We start from the raw sequence: 23230 nt of genomic DNA, 5'->3' as shown, positions 1-23230 counted from the left end.
GTGGTCTCCTGTGGGGGCTGAGCTTGCTCGCGATCGCGGTGGGTCATGTGCAATCATTTTTGAATGTGCCGCCGTCATCGCGAGCAAGCTCGGCTCCCACAGGGTGAGTGGGGATGTCTAGACCAGCTTCGCCAGGCACGCCTCCAGAATATCCAAGCCTTCCTCCAACACGTTCGGCTCGGTCGTCAATGGCGCCAGCAGCCGCACGATGTGTCGCGACTTGCCACTGGGCATCAGCAACAAGCCCGATTCCCGCGCCAGGGCCAGCAGTTGCGTCAGTTGTGCCGAGGCCGGGGTGCCGTCGGCGTGGCTCAGCTCGATGCCGCGCATCGCGCCGACGCCGGTCAGGCGGCCCAGGTAGGGCGTCAGCCCACGGTTGCGCCAGGATTGGTAGCGGCTGACGATTGCCTCCTCCTGTTGCGCGCCCCAGGCATGCAGGTTGGCGTCGGTCATTTCGTCCAGGGTCGCCAGGGCGGCGGCGCAGGCGATGGGGTTGCCCGAGTAGGTGCCGCCCAGGCCGCCCTTGGGCAGGTTGTCCAGTAGCGCCTTGCGTCCCACCACCGCGCCCAAGGGCACGCCGCCGGCAATGCTTTTACCGAGCAGGACCAAGTCAGGCTCGATGCCGAGCCGTGAGAAGGCAAAGCGCTGGCCGGTGCGGCCGAAGCCGGACTGGATCTCATCGACGATCAGCACAATGCCCTTGTCATCGCAGAACTGCCGCAGGGCCTGGGCGAAGGGCACGTCCATCGCCAGGAAGCCGGCTTCGCCCTGCACCGGTTCGACAATGAAACAGGCCACGTCATTCACGTCGATTTCGACGCTGAACAGCCGCTCCATGGCCTTCAAGGCTTCTTCGCGAGTGACGCCGTTGTCCTTGCTGGGGTACGGCAGGTGATACACCGGCCCGGGCAATACGCCGACTTTCTGCTTGTAAGGCGCGACCTTGCCGTTGAGGTTGAGGGTCGCCAGGGTGCGGCCGTGAAAGGCGCCATCAAACGCAATCACGGCGGTACGGCCCGTGGCGCCGCGTACGATCTTCAAGGCGTTCTCCGCTGCCTCGGCGCCGCTGTTGGTGAGCATGCCGCTGACCGGATAATCCACCGGGACAAACGCCGCCAGCCGTTCCATCAATTCAATGTACGGCGTATGGGGTGCGGCATTGAATGCGTAATGGGTCAGCCGGGTGGCCTGTTCACGGATCGCCTCGACGATGCGCGGATGGCAATGGCCGAGGTTCAACACACCGATGCCGCCGACGAAATCGATGTAGCGTTTACCGTCGGTGTCCCATACCTCGGCGTTCTTGCCGTGGCTGAGGCTGACGGGATGCACGATGGAGATCGATTGGCTGATGGTTTCGCTGCTCATGGATGACGGCCCGGATGATGGAGAAATTTCCGTTATCTAAGCCGCGAGCAGAGGGGCCCGGCAAACGAAATAAAGTTGCCGGGTCAATCTTAAAAGTCGGGATGTGGTGAGGTGTTCTTCAATAAGGATGAATGGAGCCCTTGTGGCGAGGGGATTTATCCCCGTTGGGCTGCGCAGCAGCCCCAAAGCAGTTACCCAATCAGTCTGACACACCGAGGCGGCTGGTCTTAGGGCTGCTACGCAGCCCAGCGGGGATAAATCCCCTCGCCACAAAAGCGGGCCTCACCATACAGGTAGGGGCGATCAGCGCCGTTGCAGCGGCGGCGCCTCGAACTTCACCCCGGCCAACCCATGGGCCATCAGCGCGCGGATATTACCGTGATCGTTGCCGTCAGGCGTGGCCAGCACCGAACGGTAATGTTCGCCAAACGCCAGCAGCGCTTCTTCATCGCTCAAGCCCTCAAGCAGCGCCAGGCCCAGCGTCTTGCAGGATCCTTCGTTCTGCCCCGCGGCGTTTTGCACGCCACCGTTGTTGAAGGCCTGGGGCTGGTAGTCGTAACCGGCGGCGATAAAGGCCAGGGTGTCGGCGAAGGCATGTTCGCCGCTTTTGAGACGGGTGCGCAGGGTATTGAGATCAGGCATCGGGTTTTCCTTTGGCGAACGCCGCTTGTTGTTCGGCGCTGGCTTCTTTCTGGTATTGGGCTTTCCACTCGGCGTACGGCATGCCGTAGACCACTTCGCGGGCGTCATCGAGGCTGACCTCGATCTGGCGTTCATCGGCGGCGGCCTTGTACCACTTGGACAGGCAGTTGCGGCAGAAGCCGGCAAGGTTCATCAGATCGATGTTCTGCACATCCTTGCGGCTGTCCAGGTGGGCAACCAGCCGACGGAAAGCGGCGGCTTCGAGTTCGAGGCGTTGTTGGTCGTTCATGGGGATCTCTGCGAGGCAGCTTCAAGGGGCGAGCTTCAAGCTGCGAGTTTGGATTTGCGGTGGTCAGGCTTGAAGCTTACCGCTTGAGGCTTGCAGCTGCTACGAAGTCGCCCGACTTGCCGCAAGCGTAATCGACACCGACTCGGCAAATCGCAAGGCGTGGGGCTTGTCGACTTCGACTTCTGCGTATTGCACCGACTCGTTGGTCATGACTAGGTCGAGCAATTCCTGGGTCAGGCGTTCGAGCAGGGCGAAGCGGTTGCCTTCCACGTGGGCGATGATCGCCTTGGTGATGGTGCGGTAGTTCAGCGCGTGGTCGATGTCGTTATCGCGTACTGCTTCCTGGGCGGCGTAGAGGATGGTCAGGTTGATCAACACATCCTGCTTGTTGAGGATTTCATCTTCGTTGATGCCGATGAAGGTGCGCAGGCGCAGGTCCTTGACCTTGATGCGTGCCATGGCTGGCTGAAGTTGTGGCATTTACTTGCTCCGTCGAATCAATTGCAGGAACTCCTGGCGCGTGGTGCTGGAGTCGCGAAAGGCGCCGAGCATCACCGAGGTGTTCATGGTCGAGTTCTGTTTTTCGACACCGCGCATCATCATGCACATGTGCTGGGCCTCGATCACCACCGCCACGCCAGCGGCTTGGGTGACCTGCTGCACCGCGTCGGCGATTTGCCGGGTCAGGTTCTCCTGGATTTGCAGGCGGCGGGCGAACATGTCCACCAATCGGGCGATCTTCGACAGCCCCAGGACCTTGCCCGTAGGAATATAAGCCACATGGGCCTTGCCGATGAAGGGCAACAGGTGATGTTCGCAGAGTGAATAGAGTTCGATGTCGGCGACGATCACCATTTCATCGCTGTCAGAGGCGAACAGCGCGCCGTTGACGATCTGCTCGACGCTTTGTTCATAACCATGGCAAAGGTACTGCATGGCCTTGGCGGCACGGACCGGGGTATCGAGCAGACCCTCGCGCTCGGGGTTTTCCCCCAGGCCGATGAGGATCTCGCGGTAGTTCTGGGGCAGGGATAGCGTCATGGTGCATCCTCGAAACAAGGCTATTTGACGTGCCGCCCGCCGTTGACGGTCAGGGTCGTGCCGGTGACATAAGGGTTGTCCAGCAGATAACGCAGGCTCTGGTAGATCACTTCGCTGCCGGGTTCGATGCCCAGCGCGGACTTGGCCAGGGCCTTGGCGCGGTAAGCCGCGTCGTCTTCGGGGTTGAACAGTAGCAGGGCCGGGGCGATGCCGTTGACCTTGATCGCCGGGGCGAACTTGGCCGCGAACGACAGGGTCAAGCTTTCCAGGCCGGCCTTGGTGGCGCAATAGGCGATATGCCGGGCGCTGCCCTTGCGGGTCACGTCATCGCTGATGTGCACGATATCCGCTGGGGTTGAACGCTGCAGTAGCTCGGCGCCGTGCAGGTTGATCAGGTAAGGCGCCAGCATGTGCACGCCGAACATGGCGTTGAAGGCCGCGGCTTCGCAGCCCGGGCCCTCGGCCAGCCAGGCCGAGGCGTTGTGCACGATGGCCCGCAGCCGGTCGGTGTGCTGCTTGAGTTGCTCGATAAAGGCCAGGATCCCCGCTTCGCTGGAGAAGTCGGCAAACAGCATGACCGCGCCCAGGTCCCGCAACGTTTGCACGCCTGGACGTTCGGTCCGGTAGGTCGCGATCACCGGTTGCCCGTCTTCCAGTAATCGCCGGGCACAATGCAGGCCGACGCGCTGGGCTGCGCCAGTGATCAGGATCGGAGCGGTGGCGCTGGACATAGGACGGCTCGGTTCACGGCAAGAGCCAAACTATAACAGCGACGCAAGATTGCGACAGGCGAATCTGTGACAGCGTCGATCCGACATGCTCGCGAAGGCGGCATCCCCGATTAAATCACTGATTCTGTGTGAAAGGCTTGGCCGGCAACGCCCGCTGTGGCGCGCCGTTGAGCCAGTTCGCCAGCAGATGGGTCGACATCGGGATAAACAGGTAGACCATCAGTGGCGTGAGGATCAGCGTACTGATGAATACGCGACTCAACAGGCCCAGTTCGCCCAGCAGCGGCCCCAACAGGAAATTGAACAACAGCGAGACGGGAAAAAACGCCAGCCAGATGGCCACGGCCTGTTTCCAGCGTGGCGGCCGCTGACCGGCCGCGCCGAACCAGCCATCGATGCCACGCACGCGGTATTCGGAGGGATGGGCAAACAGATCGCTGCCCCGTCCCAGCCAGGCCGTGCGGGAGGCAGAGTGTTCCCAGGCGTGCAGTGTCTGCTCGTCGGCAAAACGGAAGATGATCTGGAATTCATCGTCCTGGGGCGGTGGCGCGAGCACGCCTGAGCCCAGGTAGCCGGGAAAATCGGTTGCCAGTTGTTCGCCTTCGCGCAACCAGGCGATCAGATCCTGATAGCGTCCATGGGCGACGCGGCGGGCAACCATCAGGGTGACGGGGGAGGTAGACATTATGTATCTCCGTAAGACAGGCGCGGCACTCCGGGTAGGAGGTTCGCAGGGGACGCCCCGGGGTGGTGGGTAGCGTCTGGTCGCCAAAAAACAGGCAAGGATTATTCCTGATTGTGCGTAAAACAACAAAAACGCACATCGAGTACGTTTGTCCTTGTCATGACATGTCCTGGGAGGGGTAAACTAGGATCCAATTTCCCAGCCGGAATTGTCTGCCAAAATGAGTGTAATCATAGAGGATGGCTTCGTTTTCCAGGCATCAGGCGCCCTGAAACGGGAAGAGCTGTTTCCCATTCGCGAAGTCGCGCGCATGACCGGCGTTAACCCCGTGACCCTGCGTGCCTGGGAGCGGCGCTACGGTTTGATCCAACCCACCCGCACCGAAAGCGGGCATCGCCTGTACTCGTTGGGCGATATTGAAAAAGTGCGCAGCATCCTGGCTTGGATCGAGCGTGGGGTGGCCGTCAGCAAAGTGGGAAGGATCCTGGCGAAGACCGAGTCGGTGCAACCGGTCTCCCCGCGGATTTCATCCGATCTGGTCAGGGCCGATCATGCCCACTGGCAACAACAGGTGGCGGACGCGGTTAGCAACTTTGACGATGTGGAGCTGGATCGTGTCTACGGGCAGGTCTTTTCCACCTATACCGTGCCGATCGTCTTCCAGGACATCCTGATGCCGCTTTGGCGGCAGCTGTTGCAACGCCAGCAGACGTTTGGGAAAACCAGCGAATGGGTGTTTCTTGATGGTTTCCTGCGTTCGCGCATCATCCAGCGGCTTTTATTCAAGCGCGAAGGTACGTCGCCGCGTGTCCTGGCCTGCGCGATTGCCGATCATTGCCATGAACTGGAGTTGCTGGTCACGGGGCTTTTCCTGTCCAAGGCGGAAGTGGGCGTCAGGCTGTTGTCGATCGGCCTGCCGTTCGAGGAACTGACCCTGGTGTGCCAGAAGATCCAGCCTGTGGCATTGGTGCTGGTTTCCAATCATGCGCCGGCTCCAGACTTGCCCAAGCGCCTGGGCAAATTGGCAATGAGCCTGGATTGTCCTTTGATGCTGGCCGGTGATGCATCCGATCTGGCGCAGGAGAGCCTGGTTGGATCGCCGGTCGGTTGCCTGGGGAATGAGGGGACAGTGATGCGCCAGCGCCTGCGTCAATTTCTGGCAGGCAACCTGGATACCTGAATGGAGTGTTCTGTATCGCAAGTTCTGTTCCTTTTTGACGGCGTCTGTTGCCGTCATGCTGCGTCGGGCTATGACTCGTCGCGGCGTCTTGCCTGACGACAACAGCCACTCGTAAAAAAGAAACGTATTGGCGAAACAGGATACTAGAGGTGCATGGTCGGATGGGTCAGGCGATGTTGCTGCAGGATGTACTGGCGCAGGCGCTCGGTCTCGTCCTGGTCATTCTGGCTCAGGTGGTAGGCAAACAGGCCGCGATCGGTTTCCCGTTCGAAGCTGCCTCGCAGCGAAATTCTCTCGTAGCCTGATGGGCTGAACCACAAGGCAAACTGCTTCGGCGGTTTGGTCCGACTGCGGTTTTCCAGCAATACGCCCTTGCAGGATACTTCGTGGACCCACAGCGGTCCCGGCTGACCCTTGATGTTTTCCAGCGCCACCGGCTCTTCGAGCGCCAGGCGCCATGGGCGAATCTTCGGTCCGTCCTCGTAGATGCTTGGCACACCCAAGCGCAGGTGCATCGCATGGAATTCGTCTTCCACCAGATGCAGCGGAAAGGTCATTTGCTGGTTTTCGAAATTGGCTTGCAGCGTAACCTGCTCATTTGCCGCCAGACGTGTCAGCAAGTCACGGATCTGCGACCCACCGTTTACCAGCAAGCTCGACGTGACATCCCGCTCGTTCAACTGCGGGTTGTGTTGCATGGTCCGGATGAAATCCAGTTCATCCTGCGTCAGGAGGGCATCGCGCGGCATGATCTGCTCGAAATGATATTTTACGTGTTCACTGGTGATTGTAGTGACTGACCATTAATTCGTGGTTTTGTTTGAACCGTCCGTCGCTTCGAGTCGGGCAATTGTCTGCCGCGCTTCGGCCAGCTCCTTTTCCAGCTGGGCGACGCGTTGTTGAGCCTTGACCTGGGTCGTGACGTCTTTTTGCACGCCCACGAAATAGGTATGCCCGTCAGCCTGGTTTTTTACCGAGGACAGTGACAACTCATTCCAGAACGGCGTGCCGTCCTTGCGATAGTTGCGCAGCACCTCACGACAGGTACCGCCCTCTTTCAAGGCTTTGCGAATGGGCTCCAGCGAGGGCTGGTCCCGATCACCCGACTGCAGGAACCGGCAATCCTGATAGAGGATTTCGTCGCGGTGATAACCGGTCAATCGTTCGAAGGCCGGGTTCACGTAGATCAGGATATTGTCTTCGCCTTCTTTTTCGGCGATGACAATCCCATCGTTCGAAGCATTGATGACCAGTTGCATCAGTTGAGCGTTGATCATGGGAAGAACCCTTTGAACATCCTTGTAGAAGCAGCATTCTAAAAGAAATCAATAGGCTGTCCACTGGCCATTAGGGCCGTTGAGAGCCATTCGCAGCCTGACAGGTGCAACTGTTACTATCCTGGCTCTTTTTTCAGGTTCAGGATCAGATCGATGAAAGTCGCCATTCTTTCCGGCTCAGTGTATGGCACCGCCGAAGAAGTCGCCCGGCACGCCGCCAAACTGCTTCGCGAGGCAGGCTTTGAATCCTGGCACGACCCTCGTGCGACCCTGGCGGATGTGCAGGCATTCGCACCGCAGGCCGTGCTGGCAGTGACTTCCACGACCGGCATGGGTGAGTTGCCGGACAATTTGATGCCGTTGTATTCGGTCATCCGCGACCAGTTGCCCGGGTTCTTTCGCGGTTTGCCTGGCGCGGTGATCGGCCTGGGCGACGCCAGCTACGGGGATACCTTCTGCGCCGGTGGCGAGCAGATGTGCGAGCTGTTCGTCGAATTGGGCGTACGTGAGGTGCTGCCGATGCTGCGTCTGGATGCCAGCGAGAGCGTCACGCCGGAAACCGACGCCGAGCCTTGGCTCGCTGAGTTGATTGAAACGTTGCGCCCTTGAAGCGGATGCGCTGACTCGTTCGGCCAGTAAGCTGGCTGCTAACGCAACTACCGTCTCTGAAAGAGCTGACTAGACTGATTTTCTTGCGTACGACGTTTCGATCGAAACATATAACAAGAAACCAGAGGTCAGAGCCGTGAGCGTAGCGCCCGTCCAAACGACACTCAGCATCAAAGATCAGGTCAGTGCGGCCGAATGGCAAACCCGGGTGGATCTTGCCGCCTGTTATCGGCTTGTTGCGCTGCACGGTTGGGATGACCTGATCTTCACCCATATTTCCGCAAAGGTTCCCGGTACCGAGGATTTCCTGATCAACCCGTTCGGGATGATGTTCCATGAAATCACCGCCTCGAGCCTGGTCAAGGTCGATCAGGCCGGCAACAAATTGATGGACAGCCCCTACGAGATCAACCCGGCCGGCTACACCATCCACAGCGCGGTGCATGAGGTACGCCATGATGTGGCCTGTGTGCTGCACACCCACACCGCTGCTGGCGTGGCGGTATCGGCCCAGAAACAGGGGGTGCTGCCGATCAGCCAGCAATCGCTGTTCGTGCTGTCGAGCCTGGCCTATCACGCCTACGAAGGGGTGGCCTTGAATCACGAAGAAAAGGCTCGCCTGCAGGCGGACCTGGGCGAGAGCAACTTCCTGATGCTGCACAACCATGGCTTGCTGACCTGCGGCGCTACCATCGCCGATACCTTCCTGATGATGTTCACCTTCCAGCGGGCCTGTGACATCCAGGTCCTGGCGCAGAGCGGCGGAGCCGAGCTGATTGCCATCGAGCCGCAGGTCCTGGCTGGCGCCCGGGCGATGATCGCGGGGGTGACCAAAAGCGCCCAGGGCATGGGCGGCGCGTTGGCCTGGCCGGCGTTGTTACGCAAGCTCGATCAACAAGACGCCGGGTATCGAAGCTGATGCCCCTGGCCCAGATTCCCCTGCGTATCTGGCGCCAGCGCAGCCAGATCTTCATGTTCCGAGGTCATGCCATCCGTTACTGGGTGGCCGGGCAGGGCGAGCCGCTGCTGCTGATCCACGGGTTCCCCACAGCCAGTTGGGATTGGCATTACCTGTGGCAACCGTTGGCGCAACGCTACCGAGTGATCGCGTGTGACATGCTCGGTTTCGGCGACTCCGCCAAACCGACGGATCACGTCTACAGCCTGCTGGAGCAAGCCGATCTGCAACAGGCGCTGCTCGCGCACCTGAATGTGAGGGGCGCGCTGCATGTGTTGGCCCACGATTACGGTGATAGCGTGGCCCAGGAACTGCTGGCGCGGCATTACGAAGCGCGCATCCATCTCGCCAGTTGCGTCTTTCTCAATGGCGGCCTGTTCCCGGAAACTCACCGCCTAGTCTGGGCCCAGAAACTCTTGCTCAGCCCCCTGGGGTGGCTGCTGGGGCGGGCGTTCTCCCGGGAAAGCCTGGTCAGCAGCTTTCGGCGGATTTTCGGCCCCAGGACCGCTCCCACTGAAAGCGAGCTGGATGATTTCTGGAGTCTGGTAGAAGCCCATCGTGGTCCGCGGATCATGCACAAGCTCATTGCCTATATTCCCGAACGCCGTGTGCAGCGGGATCGCTGGGTGCAGGCGATGCAGCGCGGCGACGTGCCGTTGCGGGTGATTGACGGCGCGGTCGACCCGATTTCCGGTGAACACATGGTGGCGCGCTACGAGGCCCTGATCCCGAGCCCGGACACAGTGTTGTTGCCCGACATTGGTCATTACCCGCACACCGAGGCGCCGGTGCAGGTGCTCAAGCATTACCTGGCGTTTCGCGAAGCCATCGCCGCGCCGCACAGGCAAATGGCCTGTTCATGACGATACCTTGTGGGAGCGAGCCTGCTCGCGATAGCGGTGCCTCTGCCAGCAGGAAAATATACCGCTGTGGCCTGGGCCCGCATCATCCCCCCACCTTATCGCCCACCATTCACTTGCAACCGTGTTGATTGTGACCGGTCGACTTGTGCCGGACACTCGTGCCCATTGTCCTGTCCGCCTGCTGGGGTTCTGCCATGAGTGAGTCTGTGCGCTTCGAAGATAAAGTCGTGATCGTCACGGGAGCCGGCGGGGGCCTGGGCCGCGCCCATGCGCTGCTGTTCGCCAGGCAAGGCGCGAAAGTGCTGGTCAACGACCTTGGCGGCTCGGCTCAAGGGGAAGGGGCCAATGCCTCGGCAGCAGACCGGGTGGTCGCCGAAATCCGCGAGGCGGGCGGCATCGCCGAGGCCAACCACGACTCGGTGACCGATGGCGACAAGCTGGTACAAAATGCCCTCGACGCGTTCGGCCGGGTTGATGTGGTGGTCAACAACGCCGGGATTCTGCGGGACAAGACCTTTCACAAAATGGACGACGCCGATTGGGACCTGGTCTACCGCGTCCATGTCGAAGGCGCCTACAAAGTCACCCGCGCCGCATGGCCGCACCTGCGTGAACAGAATTATGGGCGGGTGATCTTTACCGCGTCCACGTCCGGCATCTACGGCAACTTCGGCCAATCCAACTACGGCATGGCCAAGCTCGGCCTGTATGGCCTGACCCGCACCCTGGCCATCGAGGGTCGCAAGAACAATATCCTGGTCAACGCCATCGCCCCCACCGGCGGCACCCGCATGACCGAAGGCCTGATCCCGCCGCAGGTATTCGAGCAACTCAAACCGGAACTCGTCAGCCCGCTGGTGGTGTACCTGGCCAGTGAAACCTGCCAGGAAACCTCCGGCCTGTTCGAAGTGGGCGGCGGCTGGATGGGCAAGGTGCGCTGGGAGCGCAGCCTGGGGGCGGGCTTTGATCCGCGCAAAGGGTTTTCGCCCGAAGACGTCGCCGCCCATTGGCAGCAGATCTGCGACTTCGAGCATGCGGTGCACCCGAACGACAATCTGGAAGCCTTGAAAGAAATGATGGCGAACTTGCAACGCTACGCTGTTTGACTCGCCGCCTCGACCGGTTGCCGTCAGCGACGGCAACGCCGGTCAGGGAATGTATTTCTTCACCAGCGCTGCCAGGTTGGCAGCGGTCTCGATATCCATCACGCCGTCATGTTTCGCCGGACGAAAGTGCAACTGGAAAGCGCGCACCAGACGTTGAAAGCCCGCGCTCGTCGTGGCGGCCGATGTGTCATATCCGTACTTCTTGAATAGCCCGAGCAGTTGCTCGCGGGTCGGCAAACCGTTGCATTGGTAGGCCTGCACATAGGCCTTTTGCGTGGGTCCGTCAAACCACGCGCCGATGCCTTTGGCGTGTAACGCCTGCCAGGGGAACATCGGGCCTGGGTCACTTTTCCTGCCGGCCGCAATGTCCGAATGCCCCACCACATTGACCGGGCTGATGTCCGGATAACGCTTGAGTATGTTCAACGCCAGGAATTCGATCGCCTCGATCTGCTGGGGCGAATAAGGCGGGAAGGTGAACTGCCCCTGGTTATCCGTGGCGAGATTGACGATTTCAACGCCAATCGAAGTGTCGTTCAGACTATTTCGACCACCCCAACTGCTCACCCCCGCGTGCCAGGCACGTTGGCTTTCGTCCACCAGGTTGAAAATCTGCGGCTCGTTGAAACCTGCTTTCAAGTAACTCGGGTCGGAGAAGTCCGGAATCAGGTAATGGGCGCTGACCGAGGCGCCGGTCAGTGCGTTGACGGAAGAGGAGAAGTTCGCGGCGGTGTAGTGAAAGACCAGAAAGCGGATTCGACTGTTATAACCATTCTTTGATCGATAACGGTTGTAATTGATTGGCATCATAAAGAACTCACTGAGATTTAAAATCGAAGCAGAATGCTGCGACTGACTTTCAGCCTATCAGTGGATTTATTATGCGTTTGTAGTGGGGTTCTTACATTGCCGTAGGAATAGGCATTTGGGTGTTTGGGAATTGAATGTGGTGGATGTAATGGAGTGATAAGCCAAAGAGTCCTCTGAATACTTGATGCTTACGCAGATGAAATGATTCCGTGGCGAGGGAGCTTGCTCCCGCTTGAGTGCGAAGCGCACACAAAAGGGGCCGCTACGCAGCCAGCGGGAGCAAGCTCCCTCGCCACGATGATTCAAGAAAACCTCATGCTGCCCGCATTTTTCAGCAACAAAAGGGCGTCGATTTATACAGCCTCAGGTTTGCTTGAATCCCGGTTTTCCGTTGGCGGCTCGCCATTCCTTTATTTCTTTTACTACAGCTTCAGGCCCACTCTTTCCTATGTCAGGGTAGTACAGCAAATCTGATCCAGAGGGATGTTCCGAAATTCTCTCAAATTCGAGAACTGCGAGAGTATGAGTTTCTTCAGTATCATAGTCTGCGTTATATATCTTTTTGACAAAGGCAAGAAATTCGAGTTCGGTCATTTCTGTTATCAGTGATTTCACTTGTGATTCTCCTGATGCGTTTGAATGTGTCGCTTGGGTGTCATTACACTGATGTTGTCAAAATTATAAACCTCTCCACCTAGAGATATGTATTTTTTGTGGTGCAACTCGTATTTAATCCGAGCGCCAACGCGGTCTGTTTTTTTAACAAAAGCTCCGTACCCTTTTTTCATATGAGCTAGGCTGCCCGGATCAAACTGTCGGGCAAGATCTGGATCATTAGCTACTGCCTTCCAAAAAGCTTCTCGAAACTTCTTGAAGTTTCTGAACTCCTTCCCCCTCAATTGATCGGCAATCTGGAACGGAATAGGTGCCCCTTGACCTTCTGATACATCTAACCATATCCCTGAAACGGGAGTACCACTGCCCAGCGCAACCCCAGGGTCTTCCCGTCGATTCCTGAATATGACGTACAGGGGCGGCAGGCCCGAGTCGATGGGGAAAACGAAAACATAATCATCGAAACTGTTTTGGGTTATCTCAGGGAATGGATCAATTCTCCCCACCACGGGCGTTACCGATGCGCCTGTGTAAGCAGGCGGGGCGGGTGGCTCGGCTGGAAGTGCAGTGGAACTGTTTACGGGTTGAACGACCGGGGTCCACGTCAAGGTTCTGGGTGGGTTTTCTTCGGTCGTAGCGGTGTAGAGGTTCTGTTGTGCGTTGTAGGTAACCGGTAGCACCCGGACTTTCGACGGGTGGGTTACACCGTCAGTGTTGATCACGAGGATTTCTGACTGACCATCCGCCGTCGCTTGGGACGTGAGGCGTACAGGTAATTCAACGGTCCCGCCGGCCGCCGCGATGGCGTGCAAATCGTGGTGTTGTGTCGGTGCGAGCTCTGAGAGTGGCGTGCTGAACGCATATCGCTCGGGTAATTCACCGTTTGCCAGCTTGGGTGAATAGAGCAGCGCCGCAAAACCCGCCAAGGTCGGCGCTGCCACTGCGGTAAGCGATTCGACAGCCATGGCGACTGCGGCTCGTAGCGCGGCCTGGATGGCCAAGGTCGCTTCCGAACTTATGGCCAGGCTACTGCCGACAAGCGTGAACACCGGACCGGCTGCGGCCGCCGCGCCCGGTATAGGATAGGCGCGGCCCGCCAGGACTTGTTCCAGTGCTTGTGCCTGGGCTACGCCTAGGATCTCGGCTTCGGCTGCCTTGCGTGCCTCTTCCGTGGAAGCCCATTCAGAAGAGTTGTTAAAGACGGTATAGATGGGCGGAATACCCGACTCAACCGGGAACACCGTGACGAACCCACTACCAAAATCGTAATCCTCCAGCTCCGGATCCTTATCGACCCCTCTGGTTATGGCCCAGGGGGTTCCGCCCTCATAGAGGTCGATCTTCGGCACGATCGATGGCAGTGTCGTGGATGCATCCGTCTCTTTTACGATAGGCGTCCAGGTCATCAAGGTGGATGAGCCATCTGGACTGTAGGATTTGTAGACGTTGCTGTGAGGGTCGAGTGTTGCAAGCCTGACCGGCACGCTGGAGGGCACCGATGTTCCGTCGGCACTCGCGACGACGAACATCATCTCGTCGTCGGTGGTCATGGAACCCAGCACCACCGGGAGATTGACCTCTCCCTTCGATGTTGCGACTGCCAGCAAATCATCGGTGTTGGCTGGAGCTAGTTCTGACAGCGGAACACTCAGGGCGTAGCGTTCTTCGTTGCCCAGCTCCGACGGGTCAATCAGTGACGCAAACCATGCAACAGTGGGTAATGCCGTTGCGGTAACTGTTTTTAGGATCGCCGAAACCGCGGTGCGTAACTCATCCGTGATGCCCGAGGCGGTCACCCGGTTGGGGGCGAAGGTCCCACCTGCGATTGTAAATACTGGGCCGGCGGCTGCGGCGGAGCCCGATACTGGAAATGTACGGGTAGCCCGGGCTGGTTGACGTGCCTTTTTGACTTCTGCCTGACGCCTCGCTTCCTCCGCCTCCAGTTCTTCAGCAGCGGCCCACCTTTCGGCCTCCCATAAGGCCATGGCGGCATCGTGGGCTTGTTTAGCAGCTACTGTTGCGGCAATCCGTGCAATCCGTGCTTGTTCTTCAGCCGCGCGTTTAGCCTCGGCTTCGGCGGCCTTGCGCGCCTGTTCCTGAGCCACGCGTTTGGCTTCAGCTTGAGCCTTTGCCCGAGCCTCCGCGGCTGCTTTTGCGTTTGCCTGGGCAATGGCTTTGTTGTGTGCGGTTAAGCGAGCATCCAATAGCTTGATCTGCTCAGCCAGGAATTTTGCCTCGTACGCCGCAGCATAAGAAACATTCCACTTGGAAATTGCGTTGTAGTAAGCCCTTTCACCTCCACGACGGCCAATGAGCTCGAACCCCTTATAACGAGCGTCTTGAGTTTTGTGAGTCAGTGGATCATGACCATAATAAAGATTGGCTATCGCTATGTGTTCTTGATGATCTTTTCTCGCTTTGAACAGTTGTAGCTTGAGTGTTCGTAATTCAATTTCGGCCGCATCGGTTCCACGAGGGACCACCGCAGCAACGGCTGCTCTTGTTTTGGCGAGTTCGGCGTTGGTTATATGAGTGATATTCCTGACATTTTCTTTGAAGAGCTCTTCGGTAGAAGTGTTGCTTTCATCTAGCCAATCAAGAGCATAATCAACGGCATCGTATGCACGATCAGAGTGGTCTGGGCCTGACACGCGCCTTGCGTTAAACCCAAACCCGTCAGGTGACGAAGGCGTGCGAGGTATACCTCTATTTACAAGTAGATTTTTTTCTTGCTGCATATCGAGTTCCTTTCGAATCGAATCTGAATAGCCATGCCGTGATTCAATACGTGCAGTCGTTCATGGCTATTTGCGTAGTCACCCATCCTGGGCGACCAAGGAAACTATAAGTTCGTTCTCTTAAAACAGGCAGGTGAGCCTTTTCGACAACAACGTAGGAAACAAGAAGTTTTAACTCGGAAATAGGCGCACATAAAAAAGGCCGCTGCAAAAAGCGGCGGCCTAAGCGTGACGTTGCAAAGGAGCTACAAACCAACGTCGGTAAACACGGGATGATGGACCGATACGCCAATCCATCCGAAGACGGTGTGCCAGGCATGAGGGATGCCATGAGGCTTGTGCTTGCAGGCCCGTTGCCCTGAAAGCCCGGCCAGCATAGGCATCGAGCCCCGCGGGAAACAGCCCGGATTCAGACATGCACCGTTGCAGGGCGCGTAACAGTCGAAGGCTGGGCATGGGTATGCGCGGCGCTGATGACCCATCATCCAGTCCATCCATGCACGGCGCAAAGGCCTGCGCCGCATGGGCTGTAATCCTTTTTAGGTACAGCGCGAATACCTCCTTGGTGCGCTTATCGCCCCTGGCGTGCGGCAGTAGGGTGAAGCCTCTGTCACTCACCGGGGAAGACGCATGACAACAATAACAATGCGCGCCATCTTCAAGCCGCAGGCGCTGGCCGTCGCGGTGGCCTTGGGTTGCTGTGCCCAGGCGCAGGCCGTTTCATTCAACATTGGCGAGATCGAGGGTCAGTTCGATTCGTCGTTGTCCGTGGGCGCAAGCTGGGGCATGCGCGATGCCGACAAGGACCTGGTTGGCACGGTCAACGGCGGTCGGGGCCAATCGTCCACCGGTGATGATGGGCGGCTGAATTTCAAGAAGGGCGAGACCTTTTCCAAAATCTTCAAAGGCCTGCACGACCTCGAACTCAAGTACGGCGATACCGGCGTGTTCGTGCGCGGCAAGTACTGGTATGACTTCGAGCTCAAGGATGAAGGCCGCGAGTTCAAGGACATCAGCGACAGCAATCGCAAGGAAGGCGCCAAGTCCTCGGGGGCGCAGATTCTCGATGCCTTCGTCTATCACAACTATTCCATCGCCGATTTGCCGGGCACCGTGCGCGCCGGCAAGCAGGTGGTCAGTTGGGGGGAAAGTACCTTCATCGGCAACTCGATCAACAGCATCAACCCGGTGGACGTGTCCGCGTTCCGTCGTCCTGGTGCGGAGATCAAGGAAGGCCTGATCCCCGTGAACATGCTGTTCGCATCCCAGGGCCTGACCGACAAGCTCACCATCGAAGGCTTCTATCAGTTGGAGTGGGACCAGACCGTGGTGGATAACTGCGGCACGTTCTTCGGCAACGACGTGGTGGCCGATGGTTGCACCAGTGGCTACACGGTGGGCAGCCCGGCGATTGCGCCGTTCGTGCCCTTGACCCGGGCATTCGGCCAGGAGATCCAGGTGTCCAGCGAAGGGGTGATCATTCCCCGTGGCGGCGACCGCGACGCCCGCGACTCCGGCCAGTGGGGCACGGCGTTGCGCTGGCTCGGCGATGATACCGAGTACGGCCTGTACTTCATGAATTACCACAGCCGTACGCCTACTGTCGGGACCACCACGGCGGGCCTTTCGACGCTGGCGGCGTTGCCGGGAATGGTCACGATCGCCAACGGCCTGGCCCCTGGCAGCGGTGCGGGTCTGGCGCAAAGCGTGATGCTGGGCCGTGGTGGGTACTACCTTGAATACCCGGAAGACATCCGCCTGTACGGCGCCAGTTTCTCCACCACGCTGCCCACCGGCACCGCCTGGACCGGGGAAATCAGCTACCGTCCCAACGCGCCGGTGCAGGTCAATACCAACGACCTGACCCTGGCGCTGCTCAACCCGATTGCCGGTGGTGCGGTATCGCCCATCGCGACCGCGCCGGGTGCCGACAACACCGGTTACCGGCGCAAGGAAGTGACCCAGGTCCAGAGCACCCTGACGCACTTCTTCGATCAGGTGTTGGGGGCTGATCGCCTGACGCTGGTTGGCGAAGCGGCGGTCGTGCATGTCGGTGGCCTGGAGTCCAAGGACAAGCTGCGTTATGGCCGTGACTCGGTCTATGGCCAATACGGCTTCCAGGGCGACACCGATGGTTTCGTCACCTCGACGTCATGGGGCTATCGCGCCCGGGCGATCCTCGATTACTCCAACGTGATCGGCGGGGTGAACTTCAAGCCCAACATGTCCTGGTCCCACGACGTGGCCGGCTATGGCCCCAACGGTCTGTTCAACGAAGGCGCCAAGGCCATCAGCGTCGGTGTCGATGCCGACTACCGTAACACCTACACCGCCAGCCTGAGCTACACCGACTTTTTTGGCGGCGATTACAACGTTCTCGAAGACCGCGACTTCCTCGCGTTGAGCTTCGGCGTGAACTTCTGATCTGGCTGACAAGGAAAACCCAATGCGCAAGATGATCCTGCAATGCGGTGCCCTGGCCCTGAGCCTGCTGGCCGCGAACGTGATGGCGGCGGTCTCGCCGGATGAAGCGAATAAACTGGGTAACAGCCTGACGCCGTTGGGCGCGGAAAAAGCCGGCAATGCCGATGGCTCGATTCCGGCCTGGACCGGCGGCATTCCGAAAAACGCCGGTGCCGTGGACAGCAAGGGCTTTCTGGCCGACCCGTTCGCCAATGAAAAACCGCTGTTCACCATCACCGCCGCGACCGTGGACAAGTACAAGGACAAGCTGTCCGAAGGCCAGGTCGCGATGTTCAAGCGCTACCCGGAAACCTACAAGATCCCGGTCTATCCGACCCATCGCAGCGTGGGCCTGCCGCCGGAAATCTACGAGTCGGCCAAGCGCAGCGCCCTCAACGTGAACTCGATCAACGACGGCAACGGCCTGGCCAACTTCACAGGCAACCGGTACTACGCGTTCCCGATTCCCAAGAACGGCGTGGAAGTGCTGTGGAACCACGTCACCCGCTATCACGGCGGCAACCTGCGGCGGGTCATTACCCAGGTGACGCCGCAGACCAATGGCAGCTTCACGCCGATCCGCTTCGAAGAAGAGATCGCCGTACCGTTTCTGATCAAGGACGCCGACCCGGAAAAGGCCAGCAACGTGCTGACCTATTTCAAGCAGGAGGTCACTGCCCCGGCACGTCTGGCCGGTAACGTACTGCTGGTGCATGAAACCCTCGACCAAGTGAAGGAGCCGCGCCTGGCCTGGATCTACAACGCCGGCCAGCGCCGGGTGCGTCGTGCCCCGCAAGTGGCTTACGACGGCCCGGGCACCGCCGCCGACGGGTTGCGCACCTCCGACAACTTCGACCTGTTTTCCGGTGCGCCGGATCGCTACGACTGGAAGCTGGTCGGCAAAAAGGAAATGTACATCCCCTACAACAGCTACAAGCTCGACTCGCCCAGCCTCAAGTACGACGACGTGATCAAGGCCGGCCATATCAATCAGGACCTGACTCGCTATGAATTGCACCGGGTCTGGGAAGTGGTCGGCACGGTCAAGCCGAGCGAGCGGCACATCTATGCCAAGCGCCACATGTACTTCGACGAAGACAGCTGGCAGGCAGCGCTGGTGGATCACTACGACGGTCGCGGCCAGTTGTGGCGGGTGGCCGAAGGTCATGCCCAGTTCTACTATGACCATCAGAACCCGGGCTACACCCTCGAGGCGCTCTACGACATCATTGCTGGCCGCTACATCGCGCTGGGCATGAAGAACGAAGAGAAACACAGCTACGAGTATGGCTTCGAAGCCCGGGCCGCCGACTACACACCGGCAGCGCTGCGTTCGACCGGGGTTCGCTAAGCACTGAGGGCTGGAAAGATGACTGTCGAGGGGATTTATCCCCGTTGGGCTGCGAAGCAGTCCTAAAAACCGCTACCTCGGTGGGTCAGATTGATTAAGCAGCTGCTTTGGGGCTGCTTCGCAGCCCAGCGGGGATAAATCCCCTCGCCACAAACTGTGTCTGACTTGAAATGATCATGAACGACCGGCAGCGCTCCTGCCGGTCGTTTCTTTATGGGCGCCAATCAGCGCGCTGAATACTTCTCCAAAGGTCGGCGACACAGGACTAGGGTGGTGAAATAACAATAAACAGGATCACCCACATGACCGCCATGACCCCGTGTCCGGACCGTCCAGGATTGTTGCCTCGCCTGTCCTCGACGCACGTGCCGCGGCGGTCCCTGAGTGAGTCTTTGCTGACGTCCGAAGCGCGGGTAAAACTGCTGTGCGCGCCAGCGGGCAGTGGCAAGAGTGCGTTGTTCGCCGAGTGCTTCCTGCAGGCTCCCGCCGGGTGTCGGTTGCATTGGTTGCCATTGGGAGGCGCGGCGTTGAGCGCGGTGCAACTGTGCGAGCGCCTGGCCCAGGCCCTCGGGTTGCCGATGCTTGATGAAGCGGGACTGCTGGCCCACCTGGCGCGTTTGCAGACACCCACGTGGTTGTTCCTGGATGACTACTGCCGGGTGCCGAATCCCGAACTGGACCAGTTGCTCGACCGTCTGTTGAACACCAGCAGTCCAGCGTTGCACCTGTGGCTCAATAGCCGCCGCCGTCCCCAATGCAACTGGCCGCGACTGTTGCTCGATGACGAACTGCACGAGTTCGATGCGCAGGCGCTGTTCTTCACCCCGGACGATGTCCTGCCATTGCTGCGTCATCTGCCCGGCCCCCAGGCTGCCCGCACTGCCCGCGAGGTGATTCAACGTAGTGGCGGCTGGTGTGCCGGGGTGCGCATCACGCTGCTGGAACGTTGCGATTGGGCGCGCAAACATGCAACGCCCGGACGGCCGGGGACCTTGGTCGACTATCTGGAGTACGAACTGTTCAGCGCGCTGACTCCAGACCTGGCGCAGGCCTGGCATGTGCTGGCGCATCTACCGCGCTTCAATGCCCGGCTATGCGAGCACCTGTTCGGCGACACCGTGGGCGTGCAATGCCTACCCCTGTTGCTGGACCTGGGATGTTTCATCGAACCATGGGAGCAGACGTCGGACTGGTTGCAGATTTTTCCGGCGCTGGCCCGGCTGGTACGTGAAGAGCCCTGGCCGCAGGGGCGTTCCTGGCATCGACGGGCCTGCCAGTGGTTTGCTGCCGAGCAGGACTGGCAAATGGCGTTCGAGCAAGCCATGTTGGCTGAGGAGTTCGAGACGGCCGTGAGTTTCTTGCAGCATTTGAGCTTCGAGCACGTCTTGCAGCGTCGCAACGTGGTGCTGTTGCTGGGCCTGCACGATCAACAAGGTGAAGCGCTGAGCCTCTGTACGCCGCAATCGGTGGGGTTGGTCACCGCTGCGCTGTTGTTCGCCGGACGCTTCGACCAGGCGTCGACATGCATTGAGCAGTTGGCCAGGTTCATGCCGCAGCCTTCGGCCTGCCGGCAGCGACAGCTGCTGGCCAGGTGGCAGGTCTTGCAAGGCTGGTTGCTGCACCTCTCGGGCGATGGCGAACAGGCGCGCGAGCACTTTCTCCAGGCCCAGGCCAGCCTGGACCCCGAGGCCTGGGCCCAACGGTTGCTGTGCCTGGGTGGGCTGACGCAGCAGGCGCTGCTTGAAGGCGAACTGGCCTCCGCGCATCGGATCAACCGCCAGGCGCTGTGCCTGGCGCGTGCGCAGGGTTCGCTGGTGTTCGAAGGGTTGCTGGAACTGGACCACGCCCAAGTCCTGGAGCAACGTGGCGCGCCTCATCGGGCCGATCATCTGCTGGCCGCTGTCCAGGTGCTGCTGGATAAACCAGGCCAGGACTTTTCCCCGTTGTTGGGGCGTATTGCTCTGCGGCGCGGGCGCCTGGCATTGCGCATGGGGTTTGAAGAGCGCGCCGCCGAGCAGTTTCAAGCAGGTCTGGAAACAGGCCTGCACAGCCTGGACAAACAGGTGCTCTACGGATTTCTCGGCAAGGCCTGCCTGGCTGCCAACCAGGGCGACTACGGCGAGGCCTTCATGCAACTGCGCGATGCCGAGCGGATCATGCAGCAGCGGCACATCCCCGACACCGTTTACCGTGGCGTGTTATTGCAAACCAGCTGTCAGTTCTGGTTGCAACAGGGGCGGGCGGAATTGGCCCATGAAGCCTTGACCCGCGTCTTGCGCCACTTTCGTGGGCCGCAGGCCAAGCACGCACCTCCCGCGACGCTGGAATTGATTGCGCGACTTGAATACCTGCTGGTGCTGGCCGAGGTCTACCTGCAACGGGCACAGGAGCCGCAGGCGTGCCTGCAAGCCATGATCACCCGGGCACAGCAGAGTGAAATGCACAGCCTGGAGACCGAACTGCACCTGGTGTTGACGGAGGTTGTCTGGTTGTCCGGCGACCGCTCCCAGGCCCGGACACTCCTGCAAGAAGGGCTCAAGCGAGTCACGTGCTGGCGGGCCCAGCAAGCCTTGTGCGAGCTGCGCTTGCGCCAGCCCGAGCTGGGCCATTGGACGCAATCGGCAGAGCCCAGCGAACCACCAACGGCTGGCGCCGAAGATACGTTGCTCAGTCACCGAGAGCTTGAAGTTCTGCAATTGATTGCACAAGGTCATTCCAATCAACAAATTGCCGAGCAACTGTTCATATCGTTGCACACGGTAAAAACCCATGCGCGTCGCATACATAGCAAGTTGGGGGTGCAGCGGCGTACTCAAGCAGTCGCGAAGGCTAAAGTCATGGGGGTGATGGGGTAGATTGAAAACAACTCCGGGAAGTCTTTACGCACGCTTACATTTGTCTTTTTACAGTATGGGGTTTGTCTGATGTATAACTAAGCCTGCGGATCGAACAGGAAGTTCGGTCCATGACATGACAAGGATGTCTTATGAATACCAAGTTGTTTTCTTCTTACTCTGAAAAACTGCTTGCACTGAAGAATACCCGTGTGGATTTTGTCGTGCAGGTGTTGTTGGGGCGCTATTTGGAAGCGCTGGGTGTCAATCCTTTCAGCAATTATCTGAATACATTGGCAGACTTTCCGAAGCCCGAAGTTGGCTCATCCGAAACCCTGTTCGATGAAGCATTGGCCTGGGTTGAAAAGCAGCAGGTGCCCAACTACAAACAAGGCGTCAGTAACGTGTTCAACAAGCGTTATTCTTTTGCCGTTGAAGACCGTGTCAGGGCGCTGGATTTGATCGCGTTCGAAAAAATCGTTTCGGATATCGTCACCCAACTGACTGAAAAACCTGCAATGGATTTATCCTGGCGTTCCATCAAGCCTTTGTCCGTTGAGGATGTTCATGGTGCATTGAAACTGCACTTGCCCGGGGTCGATCTGGATAAAGTCTACGTCACCGGTTTTGTAACCCATGGCGCTGGTGAGCGCGTGGTGTCTTCTTCTGAACCGCTGATCGACTATCTACTGGGCCATTTCGACAATAATGAGATTCCCTACCACTCCAAAGGCGATCACCAAGCTATTTACATGGTGCCCTTCAGTGGGGATGACCGTCATCTCCATCCGCGACTGGCCCCCGCTCACCTTAATGATCTAATGATCAAGATTGTCCCGGATTTCCTGGGCTGATTCCGAACTCGCTTCATAGCCCATTCGCCAACTCACGGCCTGGGTCGCTGCCAGCAGGCGTTGCGCCGCCGGGCCGTGCTCGTCGGCATGGAACAGCGAGGTCGGGCCAACGATGGTCATGACCGCCGTCACTTGGCCGACAGCATTGAATACCGGGGCGGACAAGGCATCCACCCCCGGCATCAGCAAGCCATGCACATGGTGCAGGCCGCGGCTACGGATCTGCTCGCACAACACGGCATAAGCGCGGTCGTCGGCGAGGGCGTGGTGCTCGGTGCCTTGTACTTCCTGTTCGCGCAAGCCGATGGTCTCGCGCTCCGGCAGATAAGCGCTGAATACCAGCCCCGTGGACGAACTGAGCAGTGGCAATACCGAGCCCAGTTGCGTTACCACGGTCACGGCCCGCACGGCGGGCTCGATGCGCACCACGGTCGCGCCATGGTTGCCCCACACCGCCAGGAAGCAGGTTTCGTTCAAGTCGTCGCGCAATTCGGCCAGGGGCAGGGCGGCCACTTGCAGCACGTCCATGCCGTTGAGCGCTGCCAGGCCTACGCGCAAGGCCTCGCGGCCCAGGCCGTAGTGGTTGGTGGCGGCGTTCTGCTCGGCAAACCCGCTGGCGATCAAGGCTTGCAGATACCGATGAACCTTGCTCGCCGGCATTTGCACGTGTTCGGCCAGCCGCGACAGCGACGTGGAGGGCGACAGTTCGGCCAGGGCCTTGAGGATGTCGGTGCCGACTTCGGCCGAGCGGACTTTCTGTTTACCGTTGGTGAGCGGGGTTTCCATGGAGGCGCTGGGTCCAGAGGCGAATGGGCG

The 23230-nt window shown here is 59.3% G+C and carries 22 protein-coding genes; 9 read left to right on the top strand and 13 right to left on the bottom strand.

Features of this window, described 5'->3' with window-relative positions; genetic code table 11:
- Positions 1–117: 117 nt before the first annotated feature.
- The 7 genes from BT116_RS13470 to BT116_RS13440 all read right to left on the bottom strand — a co-directional run bounded on the left by BT116_RS13470 (position 118) and on the right by BT116_RS13440 (position 4756).
- Complete coding sequence (locus BT116_RS13470) at positions 118–1368, bottom strand: 2-aminoadipate transaminase (RefSeq protein ID WP_072344387.1); 1251 nt, start codon at positions 1366–1368, stop codon at positions 118–120.
- Between the two features lie 303 nt (positions 1369–1671).
- A complete protein-coding gene (locus BT116_RS13465; RefSeq protein ID WP_072344384.1) occupies positions 1672–2010 on the bottom strand; it encodes a HopJ type III effector protein in 339 nt (112 codons plus the stop codon).
- Positions 2003–2299 (bottom strand): DUF1244 domain-containing protein, encoded by a 297-nt coding sequence (locus BT116_RS13460; protein ID WP_063324421.1) that lies wholly within the window; start codon positions 2297–2299, stop codon positions 2003–2005. Before BT116_RS13460 ends, BT116_RS13465 begins: the two co-directional genes overlap by 8 nt.
- 99 nt (positions 2300–2398) lie before the next feature.
- On the bottom strand, positions 2399–2779 hold the full coding sequence (folX, locus tag BT116_RS13455; RefSeq protein ID WP_063324422.1) for a dihydroneopterin triphosphate 2'-epimerase: 381 nt from the start codon (positions 2777–2779) through the stop codon (positions 2399–2401).
- Positions 2780–3340 carry a GTP cyclohydrolase I FolE gene (gene folE / locus BT116_RS13450; RefSeq protein ID WP_014340148.1) on the bottom strand — a complete coding sequence of 187 codons (561 nt, stop codon included), beginning with the start codon at positions 3338–3340 and terminating at the stop codon, positions 2780–2782.
- A 20-nt stretch (positions 3341–3360) separates the two neighbouring features.
- Entirely contained in the window at positions 3361–4071 is a 711-nt protein-coding gene (folM, locus tag BT116_RS13445; protein WP_072344381.1) for a dihydromonapterin reductase, read from the bottom strand.
- Positions 4072–4186: 115 nt separating this feature from the next.
- Positions 4187–4756, bottom strand: a complete 570-nt coding sequence (locus tag BT116_RS13440; RefSeq protein WP_072344378.1) for an antibiotic biosynthesis monooxygenase — start codon at positions 4754–4756, stop codon at positions 4187–4189.
- A gap of 220 nt (positions 4757–4976) precedes the next feature.
- Here BT116_RS13440 and BT116_RS13435 point away from each other — a divergent pair, with 220 nt between their 5' ends.
- Positions 4977–5936 (top strand): MerR family transcriptional regulator, encoded by a 960-nt coding sequence (locus BT116_RS13435; RefSeq protein ID WP_072344375.1) that lies wholly within the window; start codon positions 4977–4979, stop codon positions 5934–5936.
- A 143-nt stretch (positions 5937–6079) separates the two neighbouring features.
- Here the strand turns inward: BT116_RS13435 and BT116_RS13430 are convergent, their stop codons facing one another.
- Both BT116_RS13430 and BT116_RS13425 read right to left on the bottom strand, forming a co-directional pair.
- Entirely contained in the window at positions 6080–6685 is a 606-nt protein-coding gene (locus BT116_RS13430; RefSeq protein ID WP_072344372.1) for a hypothetical protein, read from the bottom strand.
- 54 nt (positions 6686–6739) lie between these two features.
- Positions 6740–7213, bottom strand: coding sequence for a PAS domain-containing protein (locus BT116_RS13425; RefSeq protein WP_072344369.1), 474 nt, complete (start codon positions 7211–7213; stop codon positions 6740–6742).
- Between the two features lie 153 nt (positions 7214–7366).
- On the opposite strand from BT116_RS13425, the gene BT116_RS13420 reads away from it, so the two are divergent.
- From BT116_RS13420 to BT116_RS13405, 4 genes are all read left to right on the top strand, one after another.
- On the top strand, positions 7367–7822 hold the full coding sequence (locus BT116_RS13420; RefSeq protein ID WP_072344366.1) for a flavodoxin: 456 nt from the start codon (positions 7367–7369) through the stop codon (positions 7820–7822).
- A 136-nt stretch (positions 7823–7958) separates the two neighbouring features.
- On the top strand, positions 7959–8741 hold the full coding sequence (locus BT116_RS13415; protein ID WP_072344364.1) for a class II aldolase/adducin family protein: 783 nt from the start codon (positions 7959–7961) through the stop codon (positions 8739–8741).
- Complete coding sequence (locus tag BT116_RS13410; RefSeq protein WP_072344362.1) at positions 8741–9643, top strand: alpha/beta fold hydrolase; 903 nt, start codon at positions 8741–8743, stop codon at positions 9641–9643. Before BT116_RS13415 ends, BT116_RS13410 begins: the two co-directional genes overlap by 1 nt.
- A 194-nt stretch (positions 9644–9837) precedes the next feature.
- Positions 9838–10749 (top strand): SDR family oxidoreductase, encoded by a 912-nt coding sequence (locus tag BT116_RS13405; protein ID WP_072344360.1) that lies wholly within the window; start codon positions 9838–9840, stop codon positions 10747–10749.
- Between the two features lie 42 nt (positions 10750–10791).
- Here BT116_RS13405 and BT116_RS13400 read toward each other — a convergent pair whose 3' ends face one another.
- The 3 genes from BT116_RS13400 to BT116_RS13390 form a co-directional block, all read right to left on the bottom strand.
- Positions 10792–11559, bottom strand: coding sequence for an N-acetylmuramoyl-L-alanine amidase (locus BT116_RS13400; protein ID WP_072344358.1), 768 nt, complete (start codon positions 11557–11559; stop codon positions 10792–10794).
- A 363-nt stretch (positions 11560–11922) separates the two neighbouring features.
- Positions 11923–12174 carry a bacteriocin immunity protein gene (locus BT116_RS13395; protein ID WP_092156413.1) on the bottom strand — a complete coding sequence of 84 codons (252 nt, stop codon included), beginning with the start codon at positions 12172–12174 and terminating at the stop codon, positions 11923–11925.
- Entirely contained in the window at positions 12171–14912 is a 2742-nt protein-coding gene (locus BT116_RS13390) for an S-type pyocin domain-containing protein (protein WP_072344356.1), read from the bottom strand. Before BT116_RS13390 ends, BT116_RS13395 begins: the two co-directional genes overlap by 4 nt.
- 630 nt (positions 14913–15542) lie before the next feature.
- Between BT116_RS13390 and BT116_RS13385 the strand changes: the two genes are divergently transcribed.
- From BT116_RS13385 to BT116_RS13370, 4 genes are all read left to right on the top strand, one after another.
- The gene (locus BT116_RS13385) at positions 15543–17336 is read left to right on the top strand and encodes a DUF1302 domain-containing protein (RefSeq protein WP_072344353.1); all 1794 of its coding nucleotides are present in this window, start codon (positions 15543–15545) and stop codon (positions 17334–17336) included.
- Positions 17337–17358: 22 nt separating this feature from the next.
- Complete coding sequence (locus BT116_RS13380; RefSeq protein ID WP_072344351.1) at positions 17359–18726, top strand: DUF1329 domain-containing protein; 1368 nt, start codon at positions 17359–17361, stop codon at positions 18724–18726.
- A 302-nt stretch (positions 18727–19028) separates the two neighbouring features.
- Positions 19029–21581 (top strand): helix-turn-helix transcriptional regulator, encoded by a 2553-nt coding sequence (locus tag BT116_RS13375; protein ID WP_072344347.1) that lies wholly within the window; start codon positions 19029–19031, stop codon positions 21579–21581.
- A gap of 131 nt (positions 21582–21712) precedes the next feature.
- Positions 21713–22414, top strand: a complete 702-nt coding sequence (locus BT116_RS13370) for a hypothetical protein (protein ID WP_072344345.1) — start codon at positions 21713–21715, stop codon at positions 22412–22414.
- Here the strand turns inward: BT116_RS13370 and BT116_RS13365 are convergent.
- Complete coding sequence (locus BT116_RS13365) at positions 22379–23200, bottom strand: IclR family transcriptional regulator (RefSeq protein WP_072344344.1); 822 nt, start codon at positions 23198–23200, stop codon at positions 22379–22381. The genes BT116_RS13370 and BT116_RS13365 overlap by 36 nt on opposite strands.
- Positions 23201–23230: the final 30 nt, after the last annotated feature.

This window comes from Pseudomonas sp. NFACC16-2 (genome assembly GCF_900119205.1).
GTDB lineage: Bacteria > Pseudomonadota > Gammaproteobacteria > Pseudomonadales > Pseudomonadaceae > Aquipseudomonas > Aquipseudomonas fluorescens_Q.
The sequence above is the reverse complement of the archived record's forward strand: the minus strand, read 5'-3'. Positions and strand labels throughout refer to the sequence as shown.

Bases quoted from the DNA above. Each gene is read 5' to 3' on its own strand.
- BT116_RS13470 (WP_072344387.1), bottom strand. From the start codon at position 1,368: ATGAGCAGCGAAACCATCAGCCAATCGATCTCCATCGTGCATCCCGTC.
- BT116_RS13465 (WP_072344384.1), bottom strand. From the start codon at position 2,010: ATGCCTGATCTCAATACCCTGCGCACCCGTCTCAAAAGCGGCGAACAT.
- BT116_RS13460 (WP_063324421.1), bottom strand. From the start codon at position 2,299: ATGAACGACCAACAACGCCTCGAACTCGAAGCCGCCGCTTTCCGTCGG.
- folX (WP_063324422.1), bottom strand. From the start codon at position 2,779: ATGCCACAACTTCAGCCAGCCATGGCACGCATCAAGGTCAAGGACCTG.
- folE (WP_014340148.1), bottom strand. From the start codon at position 3,340: ATGACGCTATCCCTGCCCCAGAACTACCGCGAGATCCTCATCGGCCTG.
- folM (WP_072344381.1), bottom strand. From the start codon at position 4,071: ATGTCCAGCGCCACCGCTCCGATCCTGATCACTGGCGCAGCCCAGCGC.
- BT116_RS13440 (WP_072344378.1), bottom strand. From the start codon at position 4,756: ATGTCTACCTCCCCCGTCACCCTGATGGTTGCCCGCCGCGTCGCCCAT.
- BT116_RS13435 (WP_072344375.1), top strand. From the start codon at position 4,977: ATGAGTGTAATCATAGAGGATGGCTTCGTTTTCCAGGCATCAGGCGCC.
- BT116_RS13430 (WP_072344372.1), bottom strand. From the start codon at position 6,685: ATGCCGCGCGATGCCCTCCTGACGCAGGATGAACTGGATTTCATCCGG.
- BT116_RS13425 (WP_072344369.1), bottom strand. From the start codon at position 7,213: ATGATCAACGCTCAACTGATGCAACTGGTCATCAATGCTTCGAACGAT.
- BT116_RS13420 (WP_072344366.1), top strand. From the start codon at position 7,367: ATGAAAGTCGCCATTCTTTCCGGCTCAGTGTATGGCACCGCCGAAGAA.
- BT116_RS13410 (WP_072344362.1), top strand. From the start codon at position 8,741: ATGCCCCTGGCCCAGATTCCCCTGCGTATCTGGCGCCAGCGCAGCCAG.
- BT116_RS13405 (WP_072344360.1), top strand. From the start codon at position 9,838: ATGAGTGAGTCTGTGCGCTTCGAAGATAAAGTCGTGATCGTCACGGGA.
- BT116_RS13400 (WP_072344358.1), bottom strand. From the start codon at position 11,559: ATGATGCCAATCAATTACAACCGTTATCGATCAAAGAATGGTTATAAC.
- BT116_RS13390 (WP_072344356.1), bottom strand. From the start codon at position 14,912: ATGCAGCAAGAAAAAAATCTACTTGTAAATAGAGGTATACCTCGCACG.
- BT116_RS13385 (WP_072344353.1), top strand. From the start codon at position 15,543: ATGACAACAATAACAATGCGCGCCATCTTCAAGCCGCAGGCGCTGGCC.
- BT116_RS13380 (WP_072344351.1), top strand. From the start codon at position 17,359: ATGCGCAAGATGATCCTGCAATGCGGTGCCCTGGCCCTGAGCCTGCTG.
- BT116_RS13375 (WP_072344347.1), top strand. From the start codon at position 19,029: ATGACCGCCATGACCCCGTGTCCGGACCGTCCAGGATTGTTGCCTCGC.
- BT116_RS13370 (WP_072344345.1), top strand. From the start codon at position 21,713: ATGAATACCAAGTTGTTTTCTTCTTACTCTGAAAAACTGCTTGCACTG.
- BT116_RS13365 (WP_072344344.1), bottom strand. From the start codon at position 23,200: ATGGAAACCCCGCTCACCAACGGTAAACAGAAAGTCCGCTCGGCCGAA.